Below are 22,579 nucleotides of genomic sequence, written 5' to 3'. Positions count from 1 at the left end.
GGACCGGAGACGAGAACCGCAGACGTGGTGCGACGCGATTTCACGGCCGGAGAGTCGCGATCTCATAGGAGGCCCTCGTAAACTTGCGCGCGATGACCGCCATCCTCCCCCCGATCGATCTCACCGGCGGCACGATTCTCAGCGATGAGGTCTATGCCCGCATCGGCGAAGCCATCCTCGACGGCACGTTGCCCGCCGGAAGCCGTCTGCGCGACATCGACCTCGCCGCGCAGCTCGGCGTCTCGCGCACGCCGGTGCGCGAGGCCCTGCAGCGTCTCGAGCGTTTCGGTCTCGTCGAGGTCGCGGTCGGCCGCTACACCCGCGTGACCGAGCCGACCGAGACCCTCCGCAACGAGACGGGGGAGTTCACCGCCTACTTCATGGGAAACGCGCTGCGCCTCGCGCTGCAACGGTGTACCGATGACGACCTCACCGGCCTCGCCCGAGAATTGGATGCCGTCATCGCCAGCGCCGATCGAGAGGACACCCTTTCGCTGTTCGAGACCTCGAGCATCTTCTTCGAACACGTCACGAAACTGACCGGGAACTCGATGTTCATCGGGATCATCCGCGAGGCATCCCTCACCGTCCAGCGGAACCTGCGCGGCTGGAAGCCGTTCCTCGCGTGCCCGATCTCGCGCGCGGAGGGCTACCGGCGCCTTCGCGACCACGTCACCGCACGCGACGCCGACGCCGCGGAGCGCGAACTTCGCTCCCTACACGGCATCGGCTGAGCGCCCCAGCCCTCGGCAACTACCGAGGATGAGTACGACCGCACGGCTGACCCTTCGGAGCGACCGCGGCTCGAACGGGACGGCGGGTGCGGCGGCGACGGACATGGCCCGACGGTCTACGGCGCGTTCGGCTTCGAGGCGGCGTATCGGAGCGAGGTGCAGAGCGACGCGACACCCGGGTAGCGCGTGCCGTAGTAAGTCTGTGGGGTGAGCGCAGCCGCGCCCGACCGCGGAAACCCGCGATCCTCACCGCCGACGGGCGTCACGGAGACTGAATACGGGACACCCCGCCCGCACCGGCACCATCACCGCCGGCACCCACCGCACACGCAAGCGCCCCCGATCCGGATGAAAACCCAGATCAGGGGCCCAAAAAGTACTGCGTGCGCGAGGGGGGACTTGAACCCCCACGCCCTTGCGGGCACTGGCACCTGAAGCCAGCGCGTCTACCTATTCCGCCACTCGCGCGTTCCACGGCATCCGAAGATCCGTGGAGTCAACTTCCCGAGGATATCATGTGGCGGATCCCCCGCAGAATCCCGACGACTGCCCCCGCGGCCCGTCCCGCGCACCCGCGCGGCGCCGTTCTCCCGGGGTCTTCCAGGGTGTGCAACTAGCATGTACGCACCGGCCACCTACCTAAGCAGGGCCCAACCAGGCCAGAGGAGCCCCGTGGGACTACTTGACAGCTTCGAGAAGGGACTCGAGCGCGCCGTCAACAGCGCGTTCGCGAAGTCCTTCCGCAGCGGCATCCAGCCGGTGGAGATCGCGGCGGCCCTCCGCACCGAGATCGACGCGAAGGCGGCGGTCGTCAGCCGCGACCGGATCCTGGCGCCGAACTCGTTCGAAGTGCGCATGGCGCCCGCCGACCTCGAACGCATGCACTCGCTCGGCTCGACCCTCGACGACGAGCTGCTCGCGCTCGTGCAGAAGCACGCGTCCGCCCAGGGCTTCAGCTTCGCGGGACCGGTGTCGATCTCGCTCTCCGGCGACGAGCAGCTCCCGACCGGCACACTGCGCGTCGCCTCGCAGACCGCCGCCGGCACGGTGTCGTGGCGGGGAGTGGTGGATGTCGAAGGAAAACGGCATCCCCTCGCGAAGAGCCGCACCGTGATCGGCCGCGGCACCGACGCGGACATCACGATCGCGGATGCCGGGACGAGCCGGCGCCACGTCGAGATCCTCTGGGACGGCGAGCGCGCCATGGTCCGCGACCTCGGCTCGACCAACGGCACGAAGCTCGACGGCCACCCGATCGCCGAAGCCCCGCTGCCGCCCGACTCGGTGATCACGATCGGGCGCACCGACATCACCTTCCGCGTGGTCGCGCAGGCGACGCCGCCCCGCCCCACGACCTCCGCCGCCGACGCGACGCGCGCGTTCGGCATCGGCGGGGGAGGGGGCCTCGCGTGACGAGCGAACTGACCCTGCTGCTGCTGCAGGTGGGCTTCCTTCTGCTGCTGTGGTTCTTCGTCTTCGCGGTGGTCTACTCGCTGCGCGCCGACGTGTTCGGCGTGAAGGTGCGAAAGCTCCCCGCCCCCGCGGCGGCTCCCGCTCCAGCCGCACCGGCACCCGCCGCGGCAGCCACCGCGCCGGTCACGAAGAAGCCGGCGAAGGATGCCGCCGCCACCGCGCCGGGCGCCAAAGGCCCCCGCAAGGCCACCCGCGAGTCGGTGTCGCGCATCATCATCACGAGCGGCCCGAAGGCCGGCCTGGAACTTCCCCTCACCGGCGAGCCGCTGACGATCGGCCGCTCGAGCGAATCGGGCCTCGTGATCCGCGACGACTACACCTCGAGCCACCACGCCCGCCTCCTCCTCTGGGGCGACCAGTGGATGCTGCAGGACCTCGACTCCACGAACGGCACCTGGCACGACGGAGCGCGCGTCGCGAGCCCCGTCCCGGTGCTCGTCGGCGCCCCCATCAAGGTCGGCGCCACGACGTTCGAGCTGCGGAAGTAAGCCGGCGCCATGGTCTTCGAGGGGTCGAGTGCCGCCATCTCCCACACCGGGAAGGTGCGCTCCAACAACCAGGATTCGGGCTACAGCGGCACGAACCTGTTCGTCGTCGCCGACGGCATGGGCGGGCACGCGGGCGGCGACGTGGCCTCGTCGATCGCGGTGCATCGACTGCGCGAACTCGACGAGCCCTTCGACAACCCGACCGACGCCGAGCGCGCCCTGCAGGAGGCGATCACCTCCACCGCGACGCTCCTGATCGACACGGTGGCCGAGCGCCCCGAACTCGCCGGCATGGGGACGACCGTGAGCGCCCTCGACTTCGTCGATGACTACGCGGTGATCGCGCACATCGGCGATTCGCGCATCTACCTCTACCGCGACGACGCTCTGACCCAGATCACGACCGATCACACGTTCGTCCAGCGCCTCGTCGACTCGGGCCGCATCACCCCGGAAGAGGCGCGCTACCACCCGCGCCGCTCGGTGCTCATGCGCGTGCTCGGCGACATGGACCCCGACCCCCAGGTCGACACGTTCATCATGCCGACGCAGGCGGGCGACCGGTGGCTGCTGTGCTCCGACGGCCTCTCGGGCGTGGTCGACGACGCGCACACCGAGAAGGCGCTCGCGCAGCATCTCCCACCGGGTCGCACCGCCGACATCCTCCTCAAGCAGGCTCTCGACGGCGGCGCGCCCGACAACGTGACGATCGTGATCGTCGACGTGGGCGGCAGTCATCCCGTCTTCAGCGGCACCCCGACGATCGTCGGCTCGGCCTCGAACCCGCAAGGCGTCGAGGTGCCCGCGGCGCGCCCCGGGCGCACCAGCTGGCTGCACCCGAACCGTCAGGCGGCGAACGAGCCGACGCACTTCGAGCCCGCCCCGGAGTTCCTCGAGGAACTCATCGAAGAGGATCGTCGCCGCTCGCGCCGCCGCCGCATCTGGTGGATCGTCGGGCTCGTGGTCATCCTCGGCGCGATCGCGGCGTCGCTGTTCGGCGCGTACAGCTGGACCCAGTCGCGCTACTTCGTCGGCGCCGACGAAGACACGGTCGTGATCTTCCGCGGCATCCAACAGGACCTCGGTCCTATCTCGCTCTCCTCGCCGTACGAGGAGACCGGCATCCTGCTCAGCGACCTCCCCTTCTATCAGCGGCTCGCGGTGCAGCAGACGATCTCGGCGCGTTCGCTCGCCGACGCCGAATCGATCGTCGAGACGATCCGCCAGACCGCGGAGTCGACACCGTGACGGCCACCGAGGCGGGCGCGGTCCAGACCGACACCGCGGTTCTGAAGGCCCTGCGGAAGATCCGGATGCCGCAGTCGCAGCGCAATCGCGAGCTCGCCCTGCTCCTCTTCGCGTTCGTCATCAACGCCGCCGCGGTCGCGCTCGTGCAGCTCGGTGCGCTCGGGGCGATCGACTGGACGTTCCTCTATTACTGCGGGGCGCTCACCGCGCTCGTTCTCGGTCTGCACGTGGTGCTGCGCTACGTCGCCCCGCAGGCCGACCCGTTCGTCGTGCCGATCGCGACGGTGCTCTCGGGCCTCGGCCTCGCGATGATCTACCGGATCGACATCGAGAAGAACAACACCGGGTGGGAAGCCCTGTCGACCCGCCAGCTCGTGTGGCTCGCGATCGCCGTCTCCGCCGCCGTCGCGATCGTCGTGCTGCTGCGGAACTACCGCGTGCTGCTGCGCTACACCTACCTGTTCGGGCTTGCCGGCATCGTTCTGCTCCTCCTCCCGTTCGTCCCCGGCCTCGGCACGAACGCGGGCGCCGACGTCTGGATCTCGATCGGCGGCATCTTCTCCTTCCAGCCCGGCGAGCTCGCCAAGATCTGCCTCGCGATCTTCTTCGCCGGGTACCTCGTGCGCACCCGTGAGGCGCTGACCTCCGTCGGCACGCGCTTCCTCGGCATCACCTGGCCGCGCCCGCGCGAACTGGGCCCGCTCCTGCTGCTGTGGGCGGGGGCGATGGCGATCATCGTGCTGCAGCGCGACCTCGGCACGGGAATGCTCATCTTCGGCATGTTCGTCGCGATGCTCTACGTCGCGACCGGCAAGACGAGCTGGGTCGTGATCGGCCTCACCCTCGTCGCGATCGGGGTCGCGCTCGCCACGACCGTCCTGCCCTACGTGCAGGCGCGCTTCACGAACTGGCTCCACCCCTTCGACCCCGACACGATCAACGACTCGAGCTTCCAGCTCGCGTCGGGCATCTTCGGCCTCGCCCACGGCGGACTCATCGGCACGGGCCTCGGCCGCGGCCGCCCGGGGCTCACGCCGCTCTCGCAGAGCGACTACATCTTCCCGAGCCTCGGCGAGGAGCTCGGCCTCATCGGCGTCTTCGCGATCCTGTGCCTCTACATGGTGTTCGTGAGCCGCGGCATCCGCATCGGCATGGCCGGGCAGGACGACTTCGGCAAGCTCCTCGCGACGGGCCTGTCATTCACGATCGGCCTGCAGGTCTTCCTCATGGTCGGAGGGGTCACGGGCCTCATCCCGCTGACCGGGCTGACGACGCCCTTCCTCGCGGCGGGCGGATCGTCGCTCATCGCGAACTGGATCATCGTGGCGCTCCTCCTGCGCATCTCCGACGCCGTCCGTTCCCGGCCCCGGGTCGTGATCGGATGAGGGTGGTGATCGGATGACGAAGGAACTCAAACGCCTCAGCCTCATTCTCGTGCTGATGTTCTTCGCCCTGTTCGGGGCGACGAGCTGGATCCAGGTGATCCAGGCACAGACCCTCGCCGAGCATCCCGACAACCGGCGCACGCTGTACGACTCGTTCGAGGTGCAGCGCGGGTCGATCATCGCCGGCGACCAGGTCATCGCCTCCTCGGTGCCCACCGACGACCTCTACAGCTGGCAGCGCCAGTACACGGATGCCCCGATGTGGGCGCCGGTGACAGGATTCATCAACCCGGTGCTCCGCAACGCCACGGGGCTCGAGCGCGCGATGAACAGCGAGCTGTCGGGAACCGCGAACTCCCAGTTCCTCTCCCGGATCGACCAGATCATCACGGGCCAGCCGCCGCGCGGGTCGAACGTGCTCACCACGCTCGACCCCGAGTTGCAGCGCATCGCCTACGACGCCCTGGGTTCGTACACCGGCGCCGTCGTCGCGCTCGACCCGAAGACCGGCCGGGTGCTCGCGATGGTCACGAGCCCGAGCTACGACACGAACCTCCTCGCGCAGCACGACACCGCGGCGGTCAACAACACGTACGCCGAGCTCGAAGACGCCGCCGTCAACCCGCTCTGGAACCGCACGATCGAGGGAAGCCTCAACCCGCCGGCATCCACGTTCAAGCTCGTGCTCGTCTCCGCCGCGCTCTCCTCGGGCAAGTTCACCCCCGAGTCGACCTTCGACAATCCCTCGAGCTGGGTTCTGCCGGGAACCAGCACCGCGATCCACAACTTCGACGGCGGCACGTGCGGCCCCGGCGAGAAGGCGTCGATCGCCACGGCGCTGCGGCTCAGCTGCAACATCCCGATGGCCCAGCTCGCCGTCGCGCTCGGGCAGGACGCCATCCGCGCCGAGGCTGAGAAGTACGGGTTCAACTCGAGCTTCGAGATCCCCCTCCTCACCACCGCGTCGGTGTATCCCACGAAGTCGCTCAGCGAAGACGAGGTCGCCTCGACCGGTTTCGGGCAGGGCGACGTCATCGCGACGCCGCTGCAGATGGCGATGGTCGCAGCGGGCATCGCGAACGACGGCGTGGTGATGAACCCGCGCATGGTCGACCGCGTCGTCGCTCCCGACCTGACGGTGCAGCAGACCTTCGAGAGCACCGAATTCGGCCGCGCCCTGTCGGCGCAGGATGCCGAGACGATGACCTCCCTCATGATCGCGAATGTCCGTGACGGCGTCGCGAGCGGTGCAAGAATAGAGGGCGTCGACGTCGCCGGGAAGACCGGTACCGCGGAGCACGGGCCCTCGGACCCGTACACGCTGTGGTTCACGGGTTTCGCTCCGGCGGAAGACCCCGAGGTCGTCGTGGCGGTCATGATCGAAGACGGCGGAGGGCTCGGCCAGCAAGGGACGAGCAACGGGATCGCGGCCCCCATCGCGAAACGAGTCATGGAAGCGGTGCTGAGCAGATGAGACCGACGCAGGGTGTGAGCTTCGGTGGGCGCTACGAACTGGACTCCCGGATCGCGATCGGCGGCATGGGCGAGGTCTGGGAGGCCACCGATCACGTGATCGGCCGCACGGTCGCCATCAAGATCCTCAAGGACGAGTACATGGGCGACCCCGGGTTCCTCGAGCGCTTCCGCGCCGAGGCCCGTCACGCCGCGCTCGTGAACCACGAGGGCATCGCGAGCGTCTTCGACTACGGCGAGGAGAACGGCTCCGCCTTTCTCGTGATGGAGCTCGTACCCGGCGAGGCGCTCTCGACCATCCTCGAGCGCGAGGGAACCCTCTCCACCGACAAGACGCTCGACATCGTCGCCCAGACCGCGTCGGCACTGCAGGCGGCGCACTCGGCCGGCCTCGTGCACCGCGACATCAAGCCCGGAAACCTCCTCATCACCCCCGACGGGCGCGTCAAGATCACCGACTTCGGCATCGCGCGCATCGCCGACCAGGTGCCGCTGACGGCGACCGGCCAGGTGATGGGCACGGTCCAGTACCTCTCGCCCGAGCAGGCGTCGGGCCACCCGGCATCCCCCGCGACCGACATCTATTCGCTCGGCATCGTCGCGTACGAATGCCTCGCCGGCAAGCGTCCCTTCACGGGCGAGTCGCAGGTCGCGATCGCGATGGCGCAGATCAACGACGCCCCGCCGCCGCTGCCCGAGACGATCGCCGAGCCCGTGCGGAACTTCGTGATGAGCATGATCGCGAAGAAGCCCGAAGACCGGCCCGCCACGGCGTCCGCCGTCGCGCGCGCCGCCACGGCGCTGCGCCGCGGTGACATCGCCGGCGCGGTCGCGATCGTGCCCGCGATCGCGGGGGAGCGCTCCGCCGACGAGGTGACGCAGCTGCTTACTCCCGCCGGAGACGATGGCGCGACCCGCATCATGACGACCACCACCGTCGCCGGCCCCGCCGGTGAGGTCGAAGAGGTGCTGGACGGCGCCGAGAAGAAGAAGCGCAGCGCCTGGACCTGGCCGCTCGTCGCCCTCATCGTCCTCCTGCTGCTGGTGCTCGGCGGCACGCTGTTCGCGCTCTTCTCGAACCAGAACCCCCAGCCCGCACCGACCACGCCGACGTCGGCCGCGCCGTCGCCCACCGAGACCCCGACGCCCGAGCCGACCGAGGAGGACGTCAACCTCGGCGCCATCGACCTGAGCGGCCTGACGTGCTCCGAGGCGGGCGACAAGCTGAGCGCTGCCGGCATCACGGCGACGCCGACGTGCACCGACGGCAACGCCGCCCCGTCCGAAGACGAGGTCGGTCTGGTCTACCAGTGGAACCCGCGCTCGGGCAACGTGAGCCCCGACGCCGTCATCGCCCTCACGACGTACGCCGAGCAGGCGCAGATGAGCGCACCGGGCGCTCCGACGCTCAGCGCGTCGACCGTCGAGGCGGGCAAGGAGCTCGGCGTCACCTGGCAGGGCTACAGCTGCCCGGCCGGCTTCACGCCCACCAACTACGTGTTCACCGTCAACGGCGGCACGTTCCAGGCGGGCAACGGCAACCAGGCATCCTTCCTCATCGGACAGCAGCCGGCCGTCGTCATCGCCGGAGCATCGGGCAGCGTCGTCGTCAACTACGTCGTCGAGTGCGAGAACGGCAACGGAACGGTCCGCCGCTCGCCCGCCTCGTCCGACGTCGTCGCGACGATCACCGCACCCGCCCCCTCACCGTCTCCGACCACGGAGCCCTGACCGGGGGGTCCGTTAGGCTGGCTCGCGTGCCGATCGGCGAGTGACCGGCGCTTCAGGGAGAGATGTGTCTGCAGAACGACGCGTGCTGTCGGGCCGCTACGAGGTCGGCGAGCTGATTGGTCGCGGCGGCATGGCGACCGTGTACCGCGGGCGCGACCTGACCCTCGGGCGCGAGGTGGCGATCAAGCTCCTGAAGCGCGAACTCGCCGCCGACGCGAGCTTCCGCACCCGGTTCCGGCTCGAAGCGCAGGCGGCGTCTCGTATGTCGCACCCGGCGATCGTGCGGGTCTTCGACGCCGGTGAAGACACCGAGACCGATGCCGACGGCACCACCCACCCGGTTCCGTACATCATCATGGAGCTCGTCTCGGGCCGCCTGCTGAAAGACATCGTCGCCGAAGGTCCCGCGCCGATCGACGACGCGATCCGCTACACCGACGGCATCCTCGAGGCTCTCGAGTACTCCCACCGCGCGGGGGTCGTTCACCGCGACATCAAACCGGGCAACGTCATGGTCACGGCAGCCGGGCAGGTCAAGGTGATGGACTTCGGCATCGCCCGCGCGGTGTCGGACTCGTCCTCGACGGTTGCCGAGACGACCGCGATCATCGGCACCGCGGCGTACTTCTCGCCCGAACAGGCCAAGGGCGAACCGGTCGACGCGCGCGCCGACGTCTACTCGACGGGCGTCGTCCTCTACGAACTGCTCACGGGCCGCACGCCGTTCCGCGGCGACTCGCCCGTCGCCGTCGCCTACCAGCACGTCAGCGAGACGCCGATCCCCCCGTCCGAGATCGTCGACAGCGTGCCCCGCTCGTTGGATGCCGTGACCCTCCGAGCCCTCGCGAAGGACCCGTACCAGCGCTATCAGGACGCCGCGGCGTTCCGTCGCGCGCTGGGCGACACCCGCGAAGGCAAAGCGCCGACCAAGAAGCAGGTCGGCGCGCTGACGAACGAGCTGTACGGCGCGAACCCTCGTCAGGCCGACGAGACGGCGCGCTCCCTCCGCCAGCTCTCCACCGACACCACGATGCGCCGGACCCAGGCGGGACCCCCGGTCGCATGGATCTGGGCGGGCGTCGCCGTACTGGCTGTCGTCCTCGTCTCCGTGCTGTTCTGGGTGCTCACCAACCGCCCCGGGACGAACGTCCCCGGCAATGCACGCATCGTCGAGAACGTGGTCGATGTCGCATGGGAGCGCGCGAGCGAGGTGCTGATCGCGCAGGACCTCGAACCGGAGCGGATCGACGAGAGCAGCGAAACGATCGCGGCGGGGAACGTCATCCGCACCGATCCCGGCGCGGGGACGAGCGTGGCACCCGGCCAGACGGTGAAGGTCTACGTCTCGACGGGTCAGGAGATGGCGACCGTGCCGCTCCTCGTCGGCCTCAGCACCGACGCGGCGAGCGCCGCGCTCGACGACGTCGGCCTGAAGCTCGGCGCGGTCCGCACGCAGAACGATCCGGATCTCGCCGAGGGAACCGTGATCTCCGCCGATCAGTCCGAGGGCGCGAAGGTCGCACTCGGATCGTCCGTCGGCCTCGTCGTCGCCAGCGGCAAGGTCACGCTCGTCGACGTCGTCGGTTACACGGCGGATGCCGCACAGCGTGCCCTCACCGCCGATTCGCTCAAGCTCACGCCGGAAGTCATCGAAGACCCGAACTGTCCGGCGAGCCCCGGCGACCCCGTCGTCGCGACGCAGTCACTCGCCCCGGGCGATGTGCCGATCCACTCCACCGTGCAGCTCACGGTGTGCACGGGACCGTAGCGCACGCTCAGTCCGGCGCCCGAGCGGCCCCAGGCCGCCCCCGAGCGGCCCGCGCGATCAGACGACGGTGCGGTGCGGGGTCAGTCGCGCCCCGAGGCGTGCGGCGCCTCGGCATCCGACCTCTTCGAGCCACGTCCCGAGCAGCCGGTAACCGTGCTCGGTGAGCACCGCCTCGGGGTGGAACTGCACGCCGCGCAGCGGCAGCGTGCGGTGGGCGAGAGCCATGATCGTGCCCGTCGCCGTCCGCGCCGTCGCGACGAGTTCCGGCGGGACGCTCTCCGGGTCGACCGCCAGTGAGTGGTAGCGCGCCGCGCGGACGGGGGAGGGGATGCCGTCGAACAGCCCGTCGCCGCCGTGATGGACCTCGCTCGTGATCCCGTGCATGAGTTCGGATGCCTCCGACACGCGCCCACCGAACGCGACGGCGAGCGCCTGGTGCCCGAGGCACACGCCGAGGAGCGGCACACCGGCGCGCGCCGCGGCGCGGACGATCTCGATCGATGCTCCGGCGGCTTCGGGGGTGCCCGGGCCGGGCGAGACGAGGATGCCGTCGAATCCGGCGATCGCGGCATCGGCGGCGCCGGGGTCGCCCTGCGGAACGGCATCCGCTTCGATCATCGTCGTGCGGGCGCCGAGCTCTCCGAGGTAGCCGACGAGGGTGTGGACGAAGCTGTCGTGGTTGTCGACGACGAGGACCTCAGCCACCGACAGTGGACTCCTGCGGGTTGATGAACTGCGACGCCCAGGGGAACACGTACCAGAAGAGGCCGTAGACGATCGCGGCGACCAGGATCAGAAGGATCACGACCCGGACCCAGGCGGGCCCGGGCAGGATGCGCCAGAGGGCGGCGTACATCAGGCGGCTCCTACGGTGGGGGGTGCGAGCGAGGCCGGCGGCCCGTCGACGGTGGGGGTGAAGCTCTCGAACACGGCGTAGGCGATGATGCGCTCGAGCATGTTCAGCTTCGGGGCGCAGCTGGTGAGGGTGAGGTAGCGGCCGTTCGCCTCCACCCCGACCTGCTGGGGCACGGGGAGGAGCACCTCGACCTGAGTGTCCTGCACGTACTCGAGGGTGCGGAACCGGTAGGTGTACCACCCGTCCTGCGTCTGGATCACGATCGCGTCGCCGATGACGAGCTTGTCGATCGGGTCGAAGGGGGCGCCCGAGGTCCAGCGGTGTGCGGCGTAGACGGTGTTGCCGACCTGCCCGGGCATCGCGGTGTCGGCGTAGTGGCCGATCTCGCCCTGATCGAGGATGTCCTTGCGGCTCGTGCCGCCTGCGACCGTGAACTGCCACTCGGGGCCGAAGCGGGGGATGAACATCACGCCGAACTGCTCGCCGTGCGCGGGTTGACCCTTCACGGGAACGACCGTCTCGACGGGCGCGGCCGTCTCGGTCGGTTCCGGGGTCGGAGTGGCGTCGTCGGTGGGCGCAGGGGACGCGGTCGCCCAGCTCTGCGAGAGCGCGCTGGCCTCCTTGTGCTTCTCGGCGCCGATGATCCAGTCGCCGATCCACATCTGCCAGGCGACGTAGAGCAACGCCACGACACCGACAGTGATGAGGATCTCACCGAGCACGCCGACGACCGACGCGCGACGGCGTGGCCGATGACGCACCCTCAGCTCCGTGTCCCCCATGCTCGGATTCTCCCACAGCGCGGCTGTGCCCTGGCCGACAGGCGGAACGGCCTGTAGGTAGACTTCAGGGCATGGCACGTTCCAGCAACGATGACGAGCAGCTCACCGAGCGCAGCGAGGGCGAATCCGCCCCCAACCCGGTGTGGTTCAAGCCCATCATGCTGGGACTCATGATCATCGGCCTCGTCTGGGTGATCGTGTTCTACCTGAGCGGCTCGGTCTACCCCATTCCGGGCATCGGCGGCTGGAACCTCGTGATCGGGTTCGGCATCGCGTTCGTCGGGTTCCTCATGACGACGCGCTGGCGCTGACCCCCGGTCCCTGTCCACATCTGTATCCCCGGGTGTGAACTACACGGGTGTAATTCATCCCCATCTGTGGATGCACCTGTGGATAACTACCGGTACAGGAACAGCGGAATGGCCAGCAGGGCGAGGAGACCCGCGGCCACCGCCACGAGTAGCCAGATCTGCTTCTTCCGCTGACGCACCGCCCGCGTGCGCGCGAAGATGAAGCCGATGAGGGCGCCGACCAGCCCGCCACCGATGTGCGCCTGCCAGGCGATGTTCGATCCGGGCAGGAACGTGATCACGAGGTTCAGTCCGAGCAGAACCGCGATCGCCGTCACGTTCGCGCCGAGGTGCCGGCCGATCACGAACATCGCGCCGAGAAGACCCCACACGGCACCCGACGCACCCACGACCCAGGTGGTCGGCGCGAGCAGCACCGTCAGCACCGAACCGCCGAGGGTGCTCAGCAGGTAGAGGGTCAGGAAGCGACCCCTGCCGAGCAGGGGTTCAAGGCTTCGGCCCAGCGCCCACAGCGCCAGCATGTTGAGCACGATGTGCCAGACGCTGGCATGAGTGAGGACGACCGTGAACAGCCGCCACGGCTGCGCGTAGACGAACTGTCCGTTCAGCGCCAGGTAGAAGCGGACGACGTCCCCGAACCCCGGGATGAGCCCGATCAGGTAGAAGACGCTCGACAGCCCGATGAGCGTGTACGTCACCACCGGCGTCGAACTCGCCACCGCGCGGCGGCGGCGCGGCATCCGCGTCACCGTCGCGCGGTGCTGCTCCTTCTGGGCCTGCTGCGACGCCGCGAGGCATTCGGGGCAGATCACCCCGACCGGCAGCGGCGTCTGGCACTCGGTGCAGATCGTGCGCAGGCACCGCTGGCAGAGCACGAAGCTCTGCCGGTCGGGATGCCGATAGCAGTAGTTGTCGGGGTTCGTCCGCAGACCCGCGTCCGTCACGCGGGTCTCAAGCTTCGACGACGTCGATCGACGAGATGACCACGGGCTCGACCGGACGGTCGCCGGCACCCGTGCGCACCGCGGCGATCTCGTCGACGACGGCGCGCGAGGCGTCGTCGGCAACCTCGCCGAAGATGGTGTGCTTGCCCTGCAGCCACGGGGTGGGGTCGGTCGTGATGAAGAACTGCGAGCCGTTCGTGCCCTCGGCCTTGCCGGTGATCGCGTTGAGGCGCTGGCCGGCGTTCGCCATGGCGAGGATGTAGGGGTCGTTGAAGTTCAGCTCGGGGTGGATCTCGTCGTTGAAGGTGTAGCCGGGGCCGCCGACGCCCTGACCGAGGGGGTCGCCGCCCTGGATCATGAAGTTCGGGATGATGCGGTGGAAGATGACGTCGGTGTACAGGGGGCCCTCGCCGGGCTTGCCGGTGGCGGGATCGGTCCACTCCTGCGAACCGTCGGCGAGGCCGGTGAAGTTCTGCACCGTGCGGGGTGCGTGGTCGCCGAACAGGTTGACGACGATGTCGCCGTGGTTCGTGTGGATGGTCGCAACGGCGGTGTGAGTCGTCATGCTGATCATTCTCCCACCTGTCAAGGCCTTCCGGCTTTCTCCCTGTCTGGCAAGATGGGGGGAAACGACCCCGGATGAGGGAGACCCCGTGAGCATCACCCGCAAGCGCAAGAAGGAACTCCGCAAGCTTCAGGACCAGGCGACCACACTGTGGGAGTCGCAGCAGGTGCTGCTCGGTCAGGCCGGTGACATCGCCCGCGAGGCCGGTCGTCAGCTCGGCAACTACAACCGCGAGCAGGTCGTCCCCGGCGTGCAGCACACGTACGAGAAGTACGCCGCGCCCTACGTCGACCAGGGCGTGAAGACGTCGAAGAAGCTGTACAACGAGAAGATCGTGCCGGCTGCCGGTGCGGTGATCGGCTCCGCGATGAGCGTGTGGGATGCCGCGAACGAGAAGCGCGGAGACCTCGCCGCCGGTCGCGGATTCACGTCGCTCGACGTGGGCAAGTACCAGAAGAAGGCCGAGAAGTACGGCAAGAAGGCCGCCAAGCAGCTTCAGGTGAGCACGGCCGCGCCGAAGAAGAAGCGTGGCGCGGGCAGCGTCATCGCGATCATCCTCGGCATCGCCGCGGGTGCGGGTGTGCTGTACGCCGCGTGGCAGACGCTGCGAGCCGACGACGAGCTGTGGGTCGCCGACGACCCGCTGCGCGCACCGGATGCCTGATCCGCTCGACCGCGTTCGCTCCGCCGCCGCCGCTCGCGGTCTCGACATCGAGATCCGCGAGCGTCCGGCGGCGTCGAGTTTGGCGGAAGCGGCATCCCTCCTGGGACTCCAACCGGAGGATATCGTCAAGACGCTCGTCGTGAAGCGTTCCGATGATTCGTACCTGTTCGCGCTGATCCCGGGGGATTTGGCGATCTCGTGGCCGAAGCTGCGGGCCCTCGTCGGGGTCAACAAACTGCGCCTGCCGGAGCCCGAACTCGCTCTCGCCGCCACCGGCTATGAGCGGGGGACGATCGTGCCGATCGGCTCGAGCACCGACTGGCCGGTGTACGCCGACGAGTCGATCGTCGGGCGTCGCATCGCGATGGGGGCCGGCGCGCACGGCTACAGCCTGTTCGTCGACGCCGATGACCTCATCGCCGCCTATGGCGCAACGGTCGCCGACATCTCCCAGCCGGCGTCCGCGCGGTGATCACAGCCCGGTGATCACAGCCCGGTGATCACAGCCCGGCCATCTCCAGCCCAATGTCGACGAGGTTGACGTGCTGCAGCGCCGGGATCTCGGCGATCGCGAACCAGTCGGCTTCGTCGGTAGACCCGCCCGTCTCGTTGCGCAGACGCCCGCCGACGATGTGCGCGCGGTAGACGATCCGGAGGGCATGGAGCGGCTCGGTCGCGTCGTCACGGATGCGCTGACGCGCGGGGATCACACGCGAATGGATGCCGAGGAGCTCGTCGATCTCGATGCGGAACCCGGTCTCCTCCCGGACCTCGCGCTTGACGGCATCCTGCGGATCTTCGCCGGGCTCAATCCCGCCGCCCGGCAGAGTCCACGCAGCACGACGACCCTCGTGCCAGTGAGCGAGGAGCAGCCCTCGCTCGTCATCGAACACGACCGCGTAGGCCGCAACACGCAGGTCCATGCTGCGAGCCTATCGAGTCGACGCTCGTGCGCGGGGGAGGAGAAGAGACTGTGGAGGTAGCGCGACAGTGCTCTAACCTTGCCCCGGCCTTGCAGTTGGCGGTCTCGTCGCATCGTGCGATCCGTCGGCGGCGCAGGCCAGCGCCGGAATCGCCGACCTCGGCGCGAGCGTTGCCGCGCCCGGTTCCGCGGCTGACGGTGGCCATGCTGGGAGAGGCAGAGCGCCGGTACAAGGACGGCGAGATCCTGCGGGCGATCGCGGGTGATCTGGGAGTAAGCCGTCAGCGACTCGCTGTGCGATTGCGTGAGCGAGGAGTGCGGCTACGCGGTGAGAAGCCGTCATCTGAGCAGGTGCGCGAGATGTGCCTGCGCTACGAGCAGGGCGAGTCGCTGGCCACGGTCGGCGAGCGGATGGGCTTCAACGCCAGTTCCGTGCGTGTCGCGCTGATCGCTGCGGGTGTGAAGCTTCGGGACACTAATGGGCGAGTGCGGTGAGCCTCGGGGCCCATGTCTGGGTGTTACTCGATCGCCCCGAGGATTGCTGTGACTCGGGGCGGCAGCAGAGGCTTCGTTCCTGTGGTGTTCACAAGTGTTGCGAGGTTGCGCCAGGCGTGGGCTCGGATCTGAGCGGTGGTGACTCCGCGCTGCTTGGCGAGAGCTGCTTCGACGTCGCTGACATTGCCAGGTTGGTGCGGGCGGGCTCCGCTGCGGTTCCCATCGGGGTGGTCTGTTTCTAGGAGGAGACGATCCATGGGGATGAGGTCGATGGCGTCGCTTCGGCGCAGGGTGGCGGTGTTGATCGAGAAGTAGGCTCCGAGTTCAATCGCGCGCCTTGTGGTGGCTCGGTCGCCGAGCCACCAGTGCAGGATCGCGCCGGTGATCGGGGTGTGTTCGAGATGCTCCACGACTTCGCTGGTTGCCCGGTAGCTATGGATCGACGTGAGGCGGGGCTTCGCCTGAAGTTGCGTGAGCAGCGCGGCCAACACGTCGTGCTGTTTGGCGAGGCGGGATGGGACTCTTGCGTCGAGTCCGATTTCGCCGACGTAGGGGGTGCGGGCGATGAGACGCTCGAACTCCTCAGGGTCGTAGCCATCGAGTGCGGTCTTCACTCCTGGGTGAACGCCGACGCCCCAGATCGCGAGCAGGTCGTGGTGCTGGCGATCGAGGGCGAGACGCGACTCGGCGAGGCTTCGACTTGCCGCGAAGATCACGGCTCGGAGGTTCAGAAGGTCCCGAGGGGTGACCGTCGGGTCGATGTGGGCGTGGAGGTCAACGGCCGGCAAGTTGGTCATGTCAGCGTCTCCAGCTCGCGCGCGCCGCGGACGCACAGGTCACGGGCGTCGGTTGCGGAGTACCCGTCGGGCAGGCGCATCGCTGCGATGTCGCTGACCCGGATTCCGCGGGCCACGAATCCGCGGATGCTGGGAAGGATCGACGCCTTTTCGAGTTGGGATCTCGCGGCCTCGCTGGGAGGGGCATCGATCACATAGGTGCTTCGGTCGGTGAGTTCCGCGGCCGCGAACGATGCCCGGCGCACCAGGCACCCGAAGCACGTTCCGCAATGGTCGGTCGCTGTCACGCCGAGCCATCGTCGGTTGGTGAACGCGCACGAGTTGGTGGCGCTGAGAAGGTCCGAGGCGGGGTCATCGCCGACCTGGTCCGCCAGCCACCGGAACATCTCGCCCTTCGTCTGTGCCGCGAATGGATTGGACAGGGTTCCCCATGCGCCGGCGGCGGAGACGAGTCGGGACAGTTCGGTGAGGAACCACGGGTGGGTGGTGCGGGTGGAGAGGCTGCCGAGCTGGTCAGCGCCCAGGGGTGGGTTCAGTGAAGCGAACCCGTTCTCGGGGATCCAGAGTTCCACCTCGTTGACCGAGGCGAGGGCGAGGCCGAGCGCGAGGAACAGGAACGACCGGGTTCGCGTGGTGTTCTCATTCTTGAACCGGTGGCCTCCGGGTTGTGTCTGGCGTCGGGTGAAGCGGACCTGCGCGTGCTGCTGCGTGCTGCCATTGGGGCAGAGGTCTCGGATGCGTTCGGCGACGTCCTGCTGGATGGGTGAGATCGATGTCGCCCCGACGTGAGATACGAGCAGGTGCGGTTCGGGCTGGGTGCGTGCGAGGAATGCACCGGTGGCGGAGTCGGCGCCGCCGCTCATTAGCACCACCCGCTGCACGTCGGGATACCCGTTGGGCGCGATGTCCTCACGAGGGATGCGAGCTGCACGGAAGGTGAGCGTCCATCGGTCACCCGACAAGAAGTCGAGGAGCTGCTGCAGCTGGTTCGTGATGGCGTTCCAGGGTGCCGTGTCGTGGACGGGGACGCTCAGAGCAATGTGGCGTTGGGTCCAGTTGACGCGGCCGGCCCGGCGCGGGACGGAACGGTCTGCGGCGTAGACCATCGCGGCGAGGCGGAACAGTTCGATGTTCTCGCGTCGCACCGGGCCGAGCTTGCCCAGCCGGGGTCCCAGGGAGGTGTTGAAGGTGCCGGCCCCAGCGGTGGGCCAGTAGAACGTGCGCTCGGCGGACTCGGGAGTGAGCGCCGATGGGACTTGGAAACGAAGATCGAACTGCGCCATCTCAATCCGCCTCGTGGATGGTTCTAAGATATTCGAGTCCGTCTTCGATCGCGCGCGTGAACTCCTCGGCGCTGGGCCCGCTGGGCGAGAGATCCGCGTGTGCGGCGAGCTCTTCCGCGGCCTGACGGATCCCGTCCTCGAACGCCGCGCGTTCGGCTCCTGACATGTCCTTGGTGTTCAGACTAGATGCGGTCTCCACGAGGTATGCCTCGGCCAGGATTAGGGCGACCGCTTCCTCGGCGATCTGCCCGAGTGACACGTCCGTCCCCGTGCTGTCGCTCTCGACGAGCCATTCGGCGAGCCTGCCGACGACCTCCATCTGCTCCGCAGTCTCGATCGTTCCCGCGGGGAGGTCCTCACAGACTTTCTGTGCGATCTGGTGGGCGACGTCGAAGATGTTCGGGTTCGCCCGCAGTGCGTCGTAGTCCAGGCCGAGATCGCGGAGAGTCTGAGCATCGCCGCTGCGGTACGCGTATGCCGCTGCGGCTCCACGGCCGGCGGAACGCGCGGAGGCTGCCGTCGATCGAGTGAGGCTCTCGCCGCCCCGGCGGCCGCCCCCACCCCTTCCCCCTCCGCCGCGGGAGGAACGGAAGAGCGCGGCCGTGGGCAGCACCCTGCCGGCTGGCGAGCTCGGGGACGGCTTCAGCGGGGACAGAAGCGAGGGCTGGCTGCCTGAGGGCGGCGGAGCCTGGCCATCAGCCCCGGGGAGACTGGCCAGCCAGTCGTCGAGTCCGTCGCGCAGGTCACCACCGGCGGCACTGCCGGAGTAGGAGCCTTTAGTTCCCATCAGCGCTTACCGCCCTTCGGTGGCGGCGTGGTGAGCGCCTTCTTGATGTTGCCGTCTGGGAGCTGCGCGGCCAACGCGTTGATGACGTCCTTCATCCCGGGGATCTCGACCCCGGCGAGGATGACGGCGGTACCGGGCTGCAGATCGGAGGCCGGGAGCCGGCGAAACGCGTCAAGCGCGGCCGGTTGCACGGCGACATGTGCGGTGGCGAGTCTGACGATCCCGGCGACCGCGCCGCGCTGCTCCTGGACACGGTCTCGTGCACGCAGCCCCAGGTGCCGCAGCAGCTGATCGACATCGTCGGTCGTGAGCGCTCGCAGGCTCTCGTCAGTGAGTTGCCGCCTGTCCACCGTGCGGGTCGAGGCCAGCTGCGCGGCCAGATCGCGGAGATGTTGGGGAAGCTCTGCACTGACCAGGAGGTCGCCGCGGAAGGATGCCGCCAGGTGCAGGTAGGGGCTCAGGTCGAGGTCATGAAGATCCGGTGGGAGCTTCGCCCATCGGATCATGTCCTCGGCGAAGTGCGGGGCGACCGCGGCTGCTGACGCTGCTTGGGTCGGCGCTTCCTCCGCTTCGGGTGGTCGGGCGTCTTCGGCTGTGTCGGGCGGTTCCGCTCCGGCCGCGTCCGCAGCCGTCTCGGGTTCATCCGGTGCGCGGTCGGCCAGGTCAGCTGGCGGAGCGGGGACTGGAGGTTCTTTCGGCCGGTTCGCTTGCGCTTCCAGCGACTCCAGTCGATCTCGAAGCTCACCGGTTCGCAACCATGACAGCACGGACTGGAACTGATCCGGCAGGAGAACTTCAAGAACCATGAGCTTGGCGACGACGTCGAAGTCGAGCTCGATGCCCCGCCGCGCAGCGATGGATCGACGGATGTTCAGGTCGTTGAGGAATCGCTTGATGCGCCGCGGGTTGCCCCGGAGTTTCTCGTAGAGGATCGTGGTGAGCCGTCGCGCGAAAGACAGCTCTCGCTGGACGTCGAGACCGTCAGGCGCCTGGAGGTCGTCGAGAGCACCGGCCATGCGTAGCCGGTGGCATTCGGTGATGACCTTTTCCAGTTGCTCATCGGTGAGACGCTGGTCAACGCGATTCTGCAGCTGCAGCAAGAGCACATACGACTCCGTGTCGAAGGCACCCAGAGCCGGCAGTGGGACGGTGGTCTGGACGATCTTGTGCAGGTAGAGCTTGGACGGGGGCTCTGCCGGGAGAGCGTCTTCGTCCTCGGGGCGCTCCGTAGGCATGCTCGAATCTGGCAGGCGCGTGCGGATCGCGTCGGCAACCCGGTCCTCGTCTGCCGCGATGACGAACGCCATGCCCTCAACGCTCAGGAAGAGACGGATCGCTTCCAGGGTCTCCACGACGGTATCCACCAGGCACCGGTCGAGGTCGTCGACCAGCACCGCTACCCGGCGCACGTGAGCCATCTCCTCGGCCCCCAACAGCTCAGCGAACTCAGCCTTGAAACCGGCCAGGCCCCGCGGCTGGTCCCCGGCGTCACTCCCCTCGGACGCCGGTTCGCGGATGAGATCCAGCACGTCGCTGACACCGGGGATCTGCAAGGTGAGCGAAGACTTGGCGGCGAGCTTGACCGCCTTGGCCCAGTCGACCCGATCAGAGAGCCTCTTCAGGAGCTTCTTGATCTTCTCGCCCTTGGACTCCTCGACGTCCTTGAGGCGTTCGGTGAGTTCGGCCGCGATGGCGTCGAGGACCTCACCGATCAGGCTCTCCTTCGCGCCCACGGCAGGGTCGTAACGCCAGGGGTCGGTGCGGACGGTGATGATCTTGGCTTTCTCAGGATCGCTACGGGAGTCAAGATCAGCCTTGATGAGTTCAAGGACGGTGGTCTTGCCGCTACCCCACGGGCCGGACAGTCCGATCGCCAACGGATCGAGCGCGTCATCGAGGACAGCGTCAGAGACCGTTTCCGCGATGGCCCGCGCCGCGAGGAAGTCCACTTTCGACGGCTCATCGGACCAGAGGCGACCCCGAAGATCCTCGATCGTGGACATCACGCCTCCTCACGTTCAGCCGCGAAGGCGGTTCTGTGAGACCTGCCGCGAGCTCGCCCGCCGCCGGGGCGGTGCGCGAAGCGCACACAAGCATCCGACGACCCAAGTTTTCCGTTCAGGATCTCACGTTTGCCCTCCCATTCGGGGCCGACACGCAGGGAGCCCTCGGCAGGCGGCTGTAGCAGGTCAGTCCGTGGAGTCGTTGCCACCGGAGGGGAACGGCCGCCGGGCCTGGGCGTCGAGGTGTGCCTGCTTGACGGCGATCAGGTTCTCCTCGACGGAGCTCGTCGTGCGGTCGTTGGTGACGTGGATGTCGACTCCGGCGTCGTGGAGCTGCTGGACGACGGCGACGTGATCGGCGTACTTGGAGCCGAGCCGAGCAAGATCGGTGACGATGAGCCCGGTCACGTCCTCCCGCTCGACGGCATCGAGCACGCCTTGCAGACCGTAGCGACTGCGCCCGACGTCGGTGAAGACCTCGGTGACGGTCAGGTCGTGCTCGTCGGCGTAGCGGCGGCAGTCGGCTTCTTGCTGATCCAGCCAGGTCGGGTTCTCTGCCGCGCTATACCGGTAGATGACGGCCTTCATGGCGCACCTCCGGTCATGACCAGAACCTCATCCGGCGTACTGCGCGACTCGGTTTCTCGGCGGGCGGTGCGGCGCTGGACGTGCTCTCGGTAGCGGAGGGGGGCGATGAGGCTCACCGGGCCGAGCCAGAGCATCTTGAGCGCGTTCCATGCGCACAGCAGGACGACCAGGTGGAGCCAGCCGGGGCCGCCCTGCTCGATGTGGTAGGTCAGGAGCTTGACGGCGGCGATGTAGGGGGCAGCGAGCAGCATCGCGGGAACGCCCCATTTGAGCCCGCGGCGGGTGTAGACGGCATCGCGGATGCGGTTCGTCGGGAAGAGCCGGCGGGCCGGTTCCAGATTCTGAGCGGTGTTCTCGCTCTGGCGCCAGCGGCGCCGGACGAGGTCACTGAGGAACATCGGTGGGCCTCCATTCAACACGGTTCGAATGATCGAGAAGCGGCGTGTTGATGGTGGCCCCGGAAGGGGCGATCCCGAAGGACCCTGCAGATCGAATGCCTGCGCTTCACCTCCTAGTTTACGCCGGGATCGGGCGAGAGGGGAAGGTCTCGTCGTGGTGCCGAGCGCACCTGCACTGGTAGCGCCTGGTGAGTGGAAGGACCCGGTCATGGTTGCTCTGGCTGACTACGCCTCCGATGAGCGGACGGCCCGCGTGATGCTCTCGATAATGGCCGAGCCGGCCGACCGCACCGTCGGCCGGTTGCTGCGCCGCGAAGGCGCCGTCGAGACTCTCCGGCTCCTCGACACAGGCGGATCGATGCTCGGCGTCCGGGCTGAGGAAGCAGCGATTCTGCACCACACCGCGCAACAGCTCGCCGCACGGGGCAGCCTCGGCGATGATCTGGCGGGGGTGCTGGACGGGTCGTACACACCGCTGATCCCTGGGGATGCCCATTGGCCGGTCTCGGTGGACGCGCTGGGAGATCGTGCCCCGTACGTGCTGTGGACGAAGGGAGCGACCTCGTTCCTCGCGGCCCGGCAGGAGACGCGGGTGACGATCACCGGTTCACGGGCCTCGACCAGTTACGGCGATCACGTCGCCGGCGAGCTCGCCCACGACGCGTCGCACGCGGAGCAGATCGTGGTCTCCGGCGGCGCCTACGGCATCGACGGTGCCGCCCACCGCGCTGCGCTGAGTAGCGGCGGGCAGACGATCGCGGTGATGGCCGGCGGTCCGAACCGGCTCTACCCGGCGGGGCATCGCGACATGCTCGAACAGGTTGGCGATGTGGGGTTGCTGATGAGTGAGATGCCGCCCGGGGGGGGGGCGGCCCGGCACCAGT

25 protein-coding genes and 1 tRNA gene are annotated in these 22,579 nt (G+C 68.4%); 13 read left to right on the top strand and 13 right to left on the bottom strand.

The window, feature by feature from the left end:
- Positions 1-92 precede the first annotated feature (92 nt).
- Positions 93-734: a GntR family transcriptional regulator gene (locus ACRVYW_RS07925; RefSeq protein ID WP_431803391.1), complete on the top strand. Its 642-nt coding sequence runs from the start codon at positions 93-95 to the stop codon at positions 732-734.
- A gap of 384 nt (positions 735-1,118) precedes the next feature.
- Here ACRVYW_RS07925 and ACRVYW_RS07920 read toward each other — a convergent pair.
- Positions 1,119-1,202, bottom strand: a tRNA-Leu gene (locus tag ACRVYW_RS07920).
- Positions 1,203-1,406: 204 nt separating this feature from the next.
- Here ACRVYW_RS07920 and ACRVYW_RS07915 point away from each other — a divergent pair.
- The 7 genes from ACRVYW_RS07915 (at position 1,407) to pknB (ending at position 10,300) form a co-directional block, all read left to right on the top strand.
- Positions 1,407-2,147 (top strand): FhaA domain-containing protein, encoded by a 741-nt coding sequence (locus ACRVYW_RS07915; protein ID WP_431803389.1) that lies wholly within the window; start codon positions 1,407-1,409, stop codon positions 2,145-2,147.
- On the top strand, positions 2,144-2,695 hold the full coding sequence (locus tag ACRVYW_RS07910) for an FHA domain-containing protein FhaB/FipA (protein ID WP_431803387.1): 552 nt from the start codon (positions 2,144-2,146) through the stop codon (positions 2,693-2,695). Before ACRVYW_RS07915 ends, ACRVYW_RS07910 begins: the two co-directional genes overlap by 4 nt.
- A gap of 9 nt (positions 2,696-2,704) precedes the next feature.
- The gene (locus ACRVYW_RS07905) at positions 2,705-3,943 is read left to right on the top strand and encodes a PP2C family protein-serine/threonine phosphatase (RefSeq protein ID WP_431803385.1); all 1,239 of its coding nucleotides are present in this window, start codon (positions 2,705-2,707) and stop codon (positions 3,941-3,943) included.
- Positions 3,944-4,008: 65 nt separating this feature from the next.
- Positions 4,009-5,328, top strand: coding sequence for an FtsW/RodA/SpoVE family cell cycle protein (locus tag ACRVYW_RS07900; RefSeq protein WP_431803850.1), 1,320 nt, complete (start codon positions 4,009-4,011; stop codon positions 5,326-5,328).
- A gap of 13 nt (positions 5,329-5,341) precedes the next feature.
- Entirely contained in the window at positions 5,342-6,802 is a 1,461-nt protein-coding gene (locus tag ACRVYW_RS07895) for a peptidoglycan D,D-transpeptidase FtsI family protein (RefSeq protein ID WP_431803383.1), read from the top strand.
- On the top strand, positions 6,799-8,532 hold the full coding sequence (locus ACRVYW_RS07890) for a serine/threonine-protein kinase (RefSeq protein ID WP_431803381.1): 1,734 nt from the start codon (positions 6,799-6,801) through the stop codon (positions 8,530-8,532). The genes ACRVYW_RS07895 and ACRVYW_RS07890 overlap by 4 nt, the downstream gene beginning before the upstream one ends.
- A 64-nt stretch (positions 8,533-8,596) precedes the next feature.
- Positions 8,597-10,300 carry a Stk1 family PASTA domain-containing Ser/Thr kinase gene (gene pknB / locus ACRVYW_RS07885; RefSeq protein WP_431803379.1) on the top strand — a complete coding sequence of 568 codons (1,704 nt, stop codon included), beginning with the start codon at positions 8,597-8,599 and terminating at the stop codon, positions 10,298-10,300.
- A gap of 57 nt (positions 10,301-10,357) precedes the next feature.
- Here pknB and ACRVYW_RS07880 read toward each other — a convergent pair whose 3' ends face one another.
- From ACRVYW_RS07880 to ACRVYW_RS07870, 3 genes are read right to left on the bottom strand one after another with little or no spacing between them, the layout of a single operon-like run.
- Entirely contained in the window at positions 10,358-11,005 is a 648-nt protein-coding gene (locus tag ACRVYW_RS07880) for an anthranilate synthase component II (protein ID WP_431803377.1), read from the bottom strand.
- Positions 10,998-11,156, bottom strand: a complete 159-nt coding sequence (locus ACRVYW_RS07875) for a hypothetical protein (RefSeq protein ID WP_431803375.1) — start codon at positions 11,154-11,156, stop codon at positions 10,998-11,000. The genes ACRVYW_RS07880 and ACRVYW_RS07875 overlap by 8 nt, the downstream gene beginning before the upstream one ends.
- Positions 11,156-11,938 (bottom strand): class E sortase, encoded by a 783-nt coding sequence (locus tag ACRVYW_RS07870; protein ID WP_431803373.1) that lies wholly within the window; start codon positions 11,936-11,938, stop codon positions 11,156-11,158. Before ACRVYW_RS07870 ends, ACRVYW_RS07875 begins: the two co-directional genes overlap by 1 nt.
- Before the next feature lie 71 nt (positions 11,939-12,009).
- Here ACRVYW_RS07870 and ACRVYW_RS07865 point away from each other — a divergent pair, with 71 nt between their 5' ends.
- On the top strand, positions 12,010-12,249 hold the full coding sequence (locus tag ACRVYW_RS07865) for a cell division protein CrgA (RefSeq protein WP_431803371.1): 240 nt from the start codon (positions 12,010-12,012) through the stop codon (positions 12,247-12,249).
- A gap of 86 nt (positions 12,250-12,335) precedes the next feature.
- Here the strand turns inward: ACRVYW_RS07865 and ACRVYW_RS07860 are convergent, their stop codons facing one another.
- Positions 12,336-13,193 (bottom strand): rhomboid family intramembrane serine protease, encoded by an 858-nt coding sequence (locus ACRVYW_RS07860; protein WP_431803369.1) that lies wholly within the window; start codon positions 13,191-13,193, stop codon positions 12,336-12,338.
- Positions 13,194-13,200: 7 nt separating this feature from the next.
- On the bottom strand, positions 13,201-13,758 hold the full coding sequence (locus tag ACRVYW_RS07855; RefSeq protein ID WP_431803367.1) for a peptidylprolyl isomerase: 558 nt from the start codon (positions 13,756-13,758) through the stop codon (positions 13,201-13,203).
- A gap of 88 nt (positions 13,759-13,846) precedes the next feature.
- Here ACRVYW_RS07855 and ACRVYW_RS07850 point away from each other — a divergent pair, with 88 nt between their 5' ends.
- Both ACRVYW_RS07850 and ACRVYW_RS07845 read left to right on the top strand, forming a co-directional pair.
- Positions 13,847-14,422, top strand: a complete 576-nt coding sequence (locus ACRVYW_RS07850) for a DNA helicase (protein WP_431803365.1) — start codon at positions 13,847-13,849, stop codon at positions 14,420-14,422.
- Positions 14,415-14,894: an aminoacyl-tRNA deacylase gene (locus ACRVYW_RS07845; protein WP_431803363.1), complete on the top strand. Its 480-nt coding sequence runs from the start codon at positions 14,415-14,417 to the stop codon at positions 14,892-14,894. Before ACRVYW_RS07850 ends, ACRVYW_RS07845 begins: the two co-directional genes overlap by 8 nt.
- Before the next feature lie 28 nt (positions 14,895-14,922).
- Here the strand turns inward: ACRVYW_RS07845 and ACRVYW_RS07840 are convergent, their stop codons facing one another.
- Positions 14,923-15,345, bottom strand: coding sequence for an NUDIX hydrolase (locus ACRVYW_RS07840; RefSeq protein WP_431803361.1), 423 nt, complete (start codon positions 15,343-15,345; stop codon positions 14,923-14,925).
- 197 nt (positions 15,346-15,542) lie between these two features.
- On the opposite strand from ACRVYW_RS07840, the gene ACRVYW_RS07835 reads away from it, so the two are divergent.
- Positions 15,543-15,839 (top strand): hypothetical protein, encoded by a 297-nt coding sequence (locus tag ACRVYW_RS07835; protein ID WP_331362944.1) that lies wholly within the window; start codon positions 15,543-15,545, stop codon positions 15,837-15,839.
- Positions 15,840-15,862: 23 nt separating this feature from the next.
- Here the strand turns inward: ACRVYW_RS07835 and ACRVYW_RS07830 are convergent, their stop codons facing one another.
- From ACRVYW_RS07830 to ACRVYW_RS07805, 6 genes are all read right to left on the bottom strand, one after another.
- Positions 15,863-16,636: a TatD family hydrolase gene (locus tag ACRVYW_RS07830; RefSeq protein WP_368629556.1), complete on the bottom strand. Its 774-nt coding sequence runs from the start codon at positions 16,634-16,636 to the stop codon at positions 15,863-15,865.
- On the bottom strand, positions 16,633-17,919 hold the full coding sequence (locus tag ACRVYW_RS07825; RefSeq protein WP_431803358.1) for a hypothetical protein: 1,287 nt from the start codon (positions 17,917-17,919) through the stop codon (positions 16,633-16,635). The genes ACRVYW_RS07830 and ACRVYW_RS07825 overlap by 4 nt, the downstream gene beginning before the upstream one ends.
- A 1-nt stretch (position 17,920) precedes the next feature.
- Entirely contained in the window at positions 17,921-18,532 is a 612-nt protein-coding gene (locus ACRVYW_RS07820; RefSeq protein WP_431803356.1) for a hypothetical protein, read from the bottom strand.
- Between the two features lie 173 nt (positions 18,533-18,705).
- A complete protein-coding gene (locus ACRVYW_RS07815) occupies positions 18,706-20,709 on the bottom strand; it encodes a KAP family P-loop NTPase fold protein (protein ID WP_331336879.1) in 2,004 nt (667 codons plus the stop codon).
- A 186-nt stretch (positions 20,710-20,895) separates the two neighbouring features.
- Positions 20,896-21,297: a recombinase family protein gene (locus ACRVYW_RS07810; protein ID WP_331336880.1), complete on the bottom strand. Its 402-nt coding sequence runs from the start codon at positions 21,295-21,297 to the stop codon at positions 20,896-20,898.
- On the bottom strand, positions 21,294-21,695 hold the full coding sequence (locus tag ACRVYW_RS07805; RefSeq protein ID WP_431803353.1) for a hypothetical protein: 402 nt from the start codon (positions 21,693-21,695) through the stop codon (positions 21,294-21,296). The genes ACRVYW_RS07810 and ACRVYW_RS07805 overlap by 4 nt, the downstream gene beginning before the upstream one ends.
- A 154-nt stretch (positions 21,696-21,849) precedes the next feature.
- On the opposite strand from ACRVYW_RS07805, the gene ACRVYW_RS07800 reads away from it, so the two are divergent.
- Positions 21,850-22,579 (top strand): DNA-processing protein DprA (locus ACRVYW_RS07800; RefSeq protein WP_431803351.1); only part of this gene is annotated, 730 nt, incomplete at its 3' end.

The sequence above is a fragment of the Microbacterium sp. bgisy203 genome (assembly GCF_965345155.1).
Taxonomy (GTDB): Bacteria; Actinomycetota; Actinomycetes; order Actinomycetales; family Microbacteriaceae; genus Microbacterium.
This window is presented reverse-complemented; position numbering and strand designations above follow the sequence as displayed.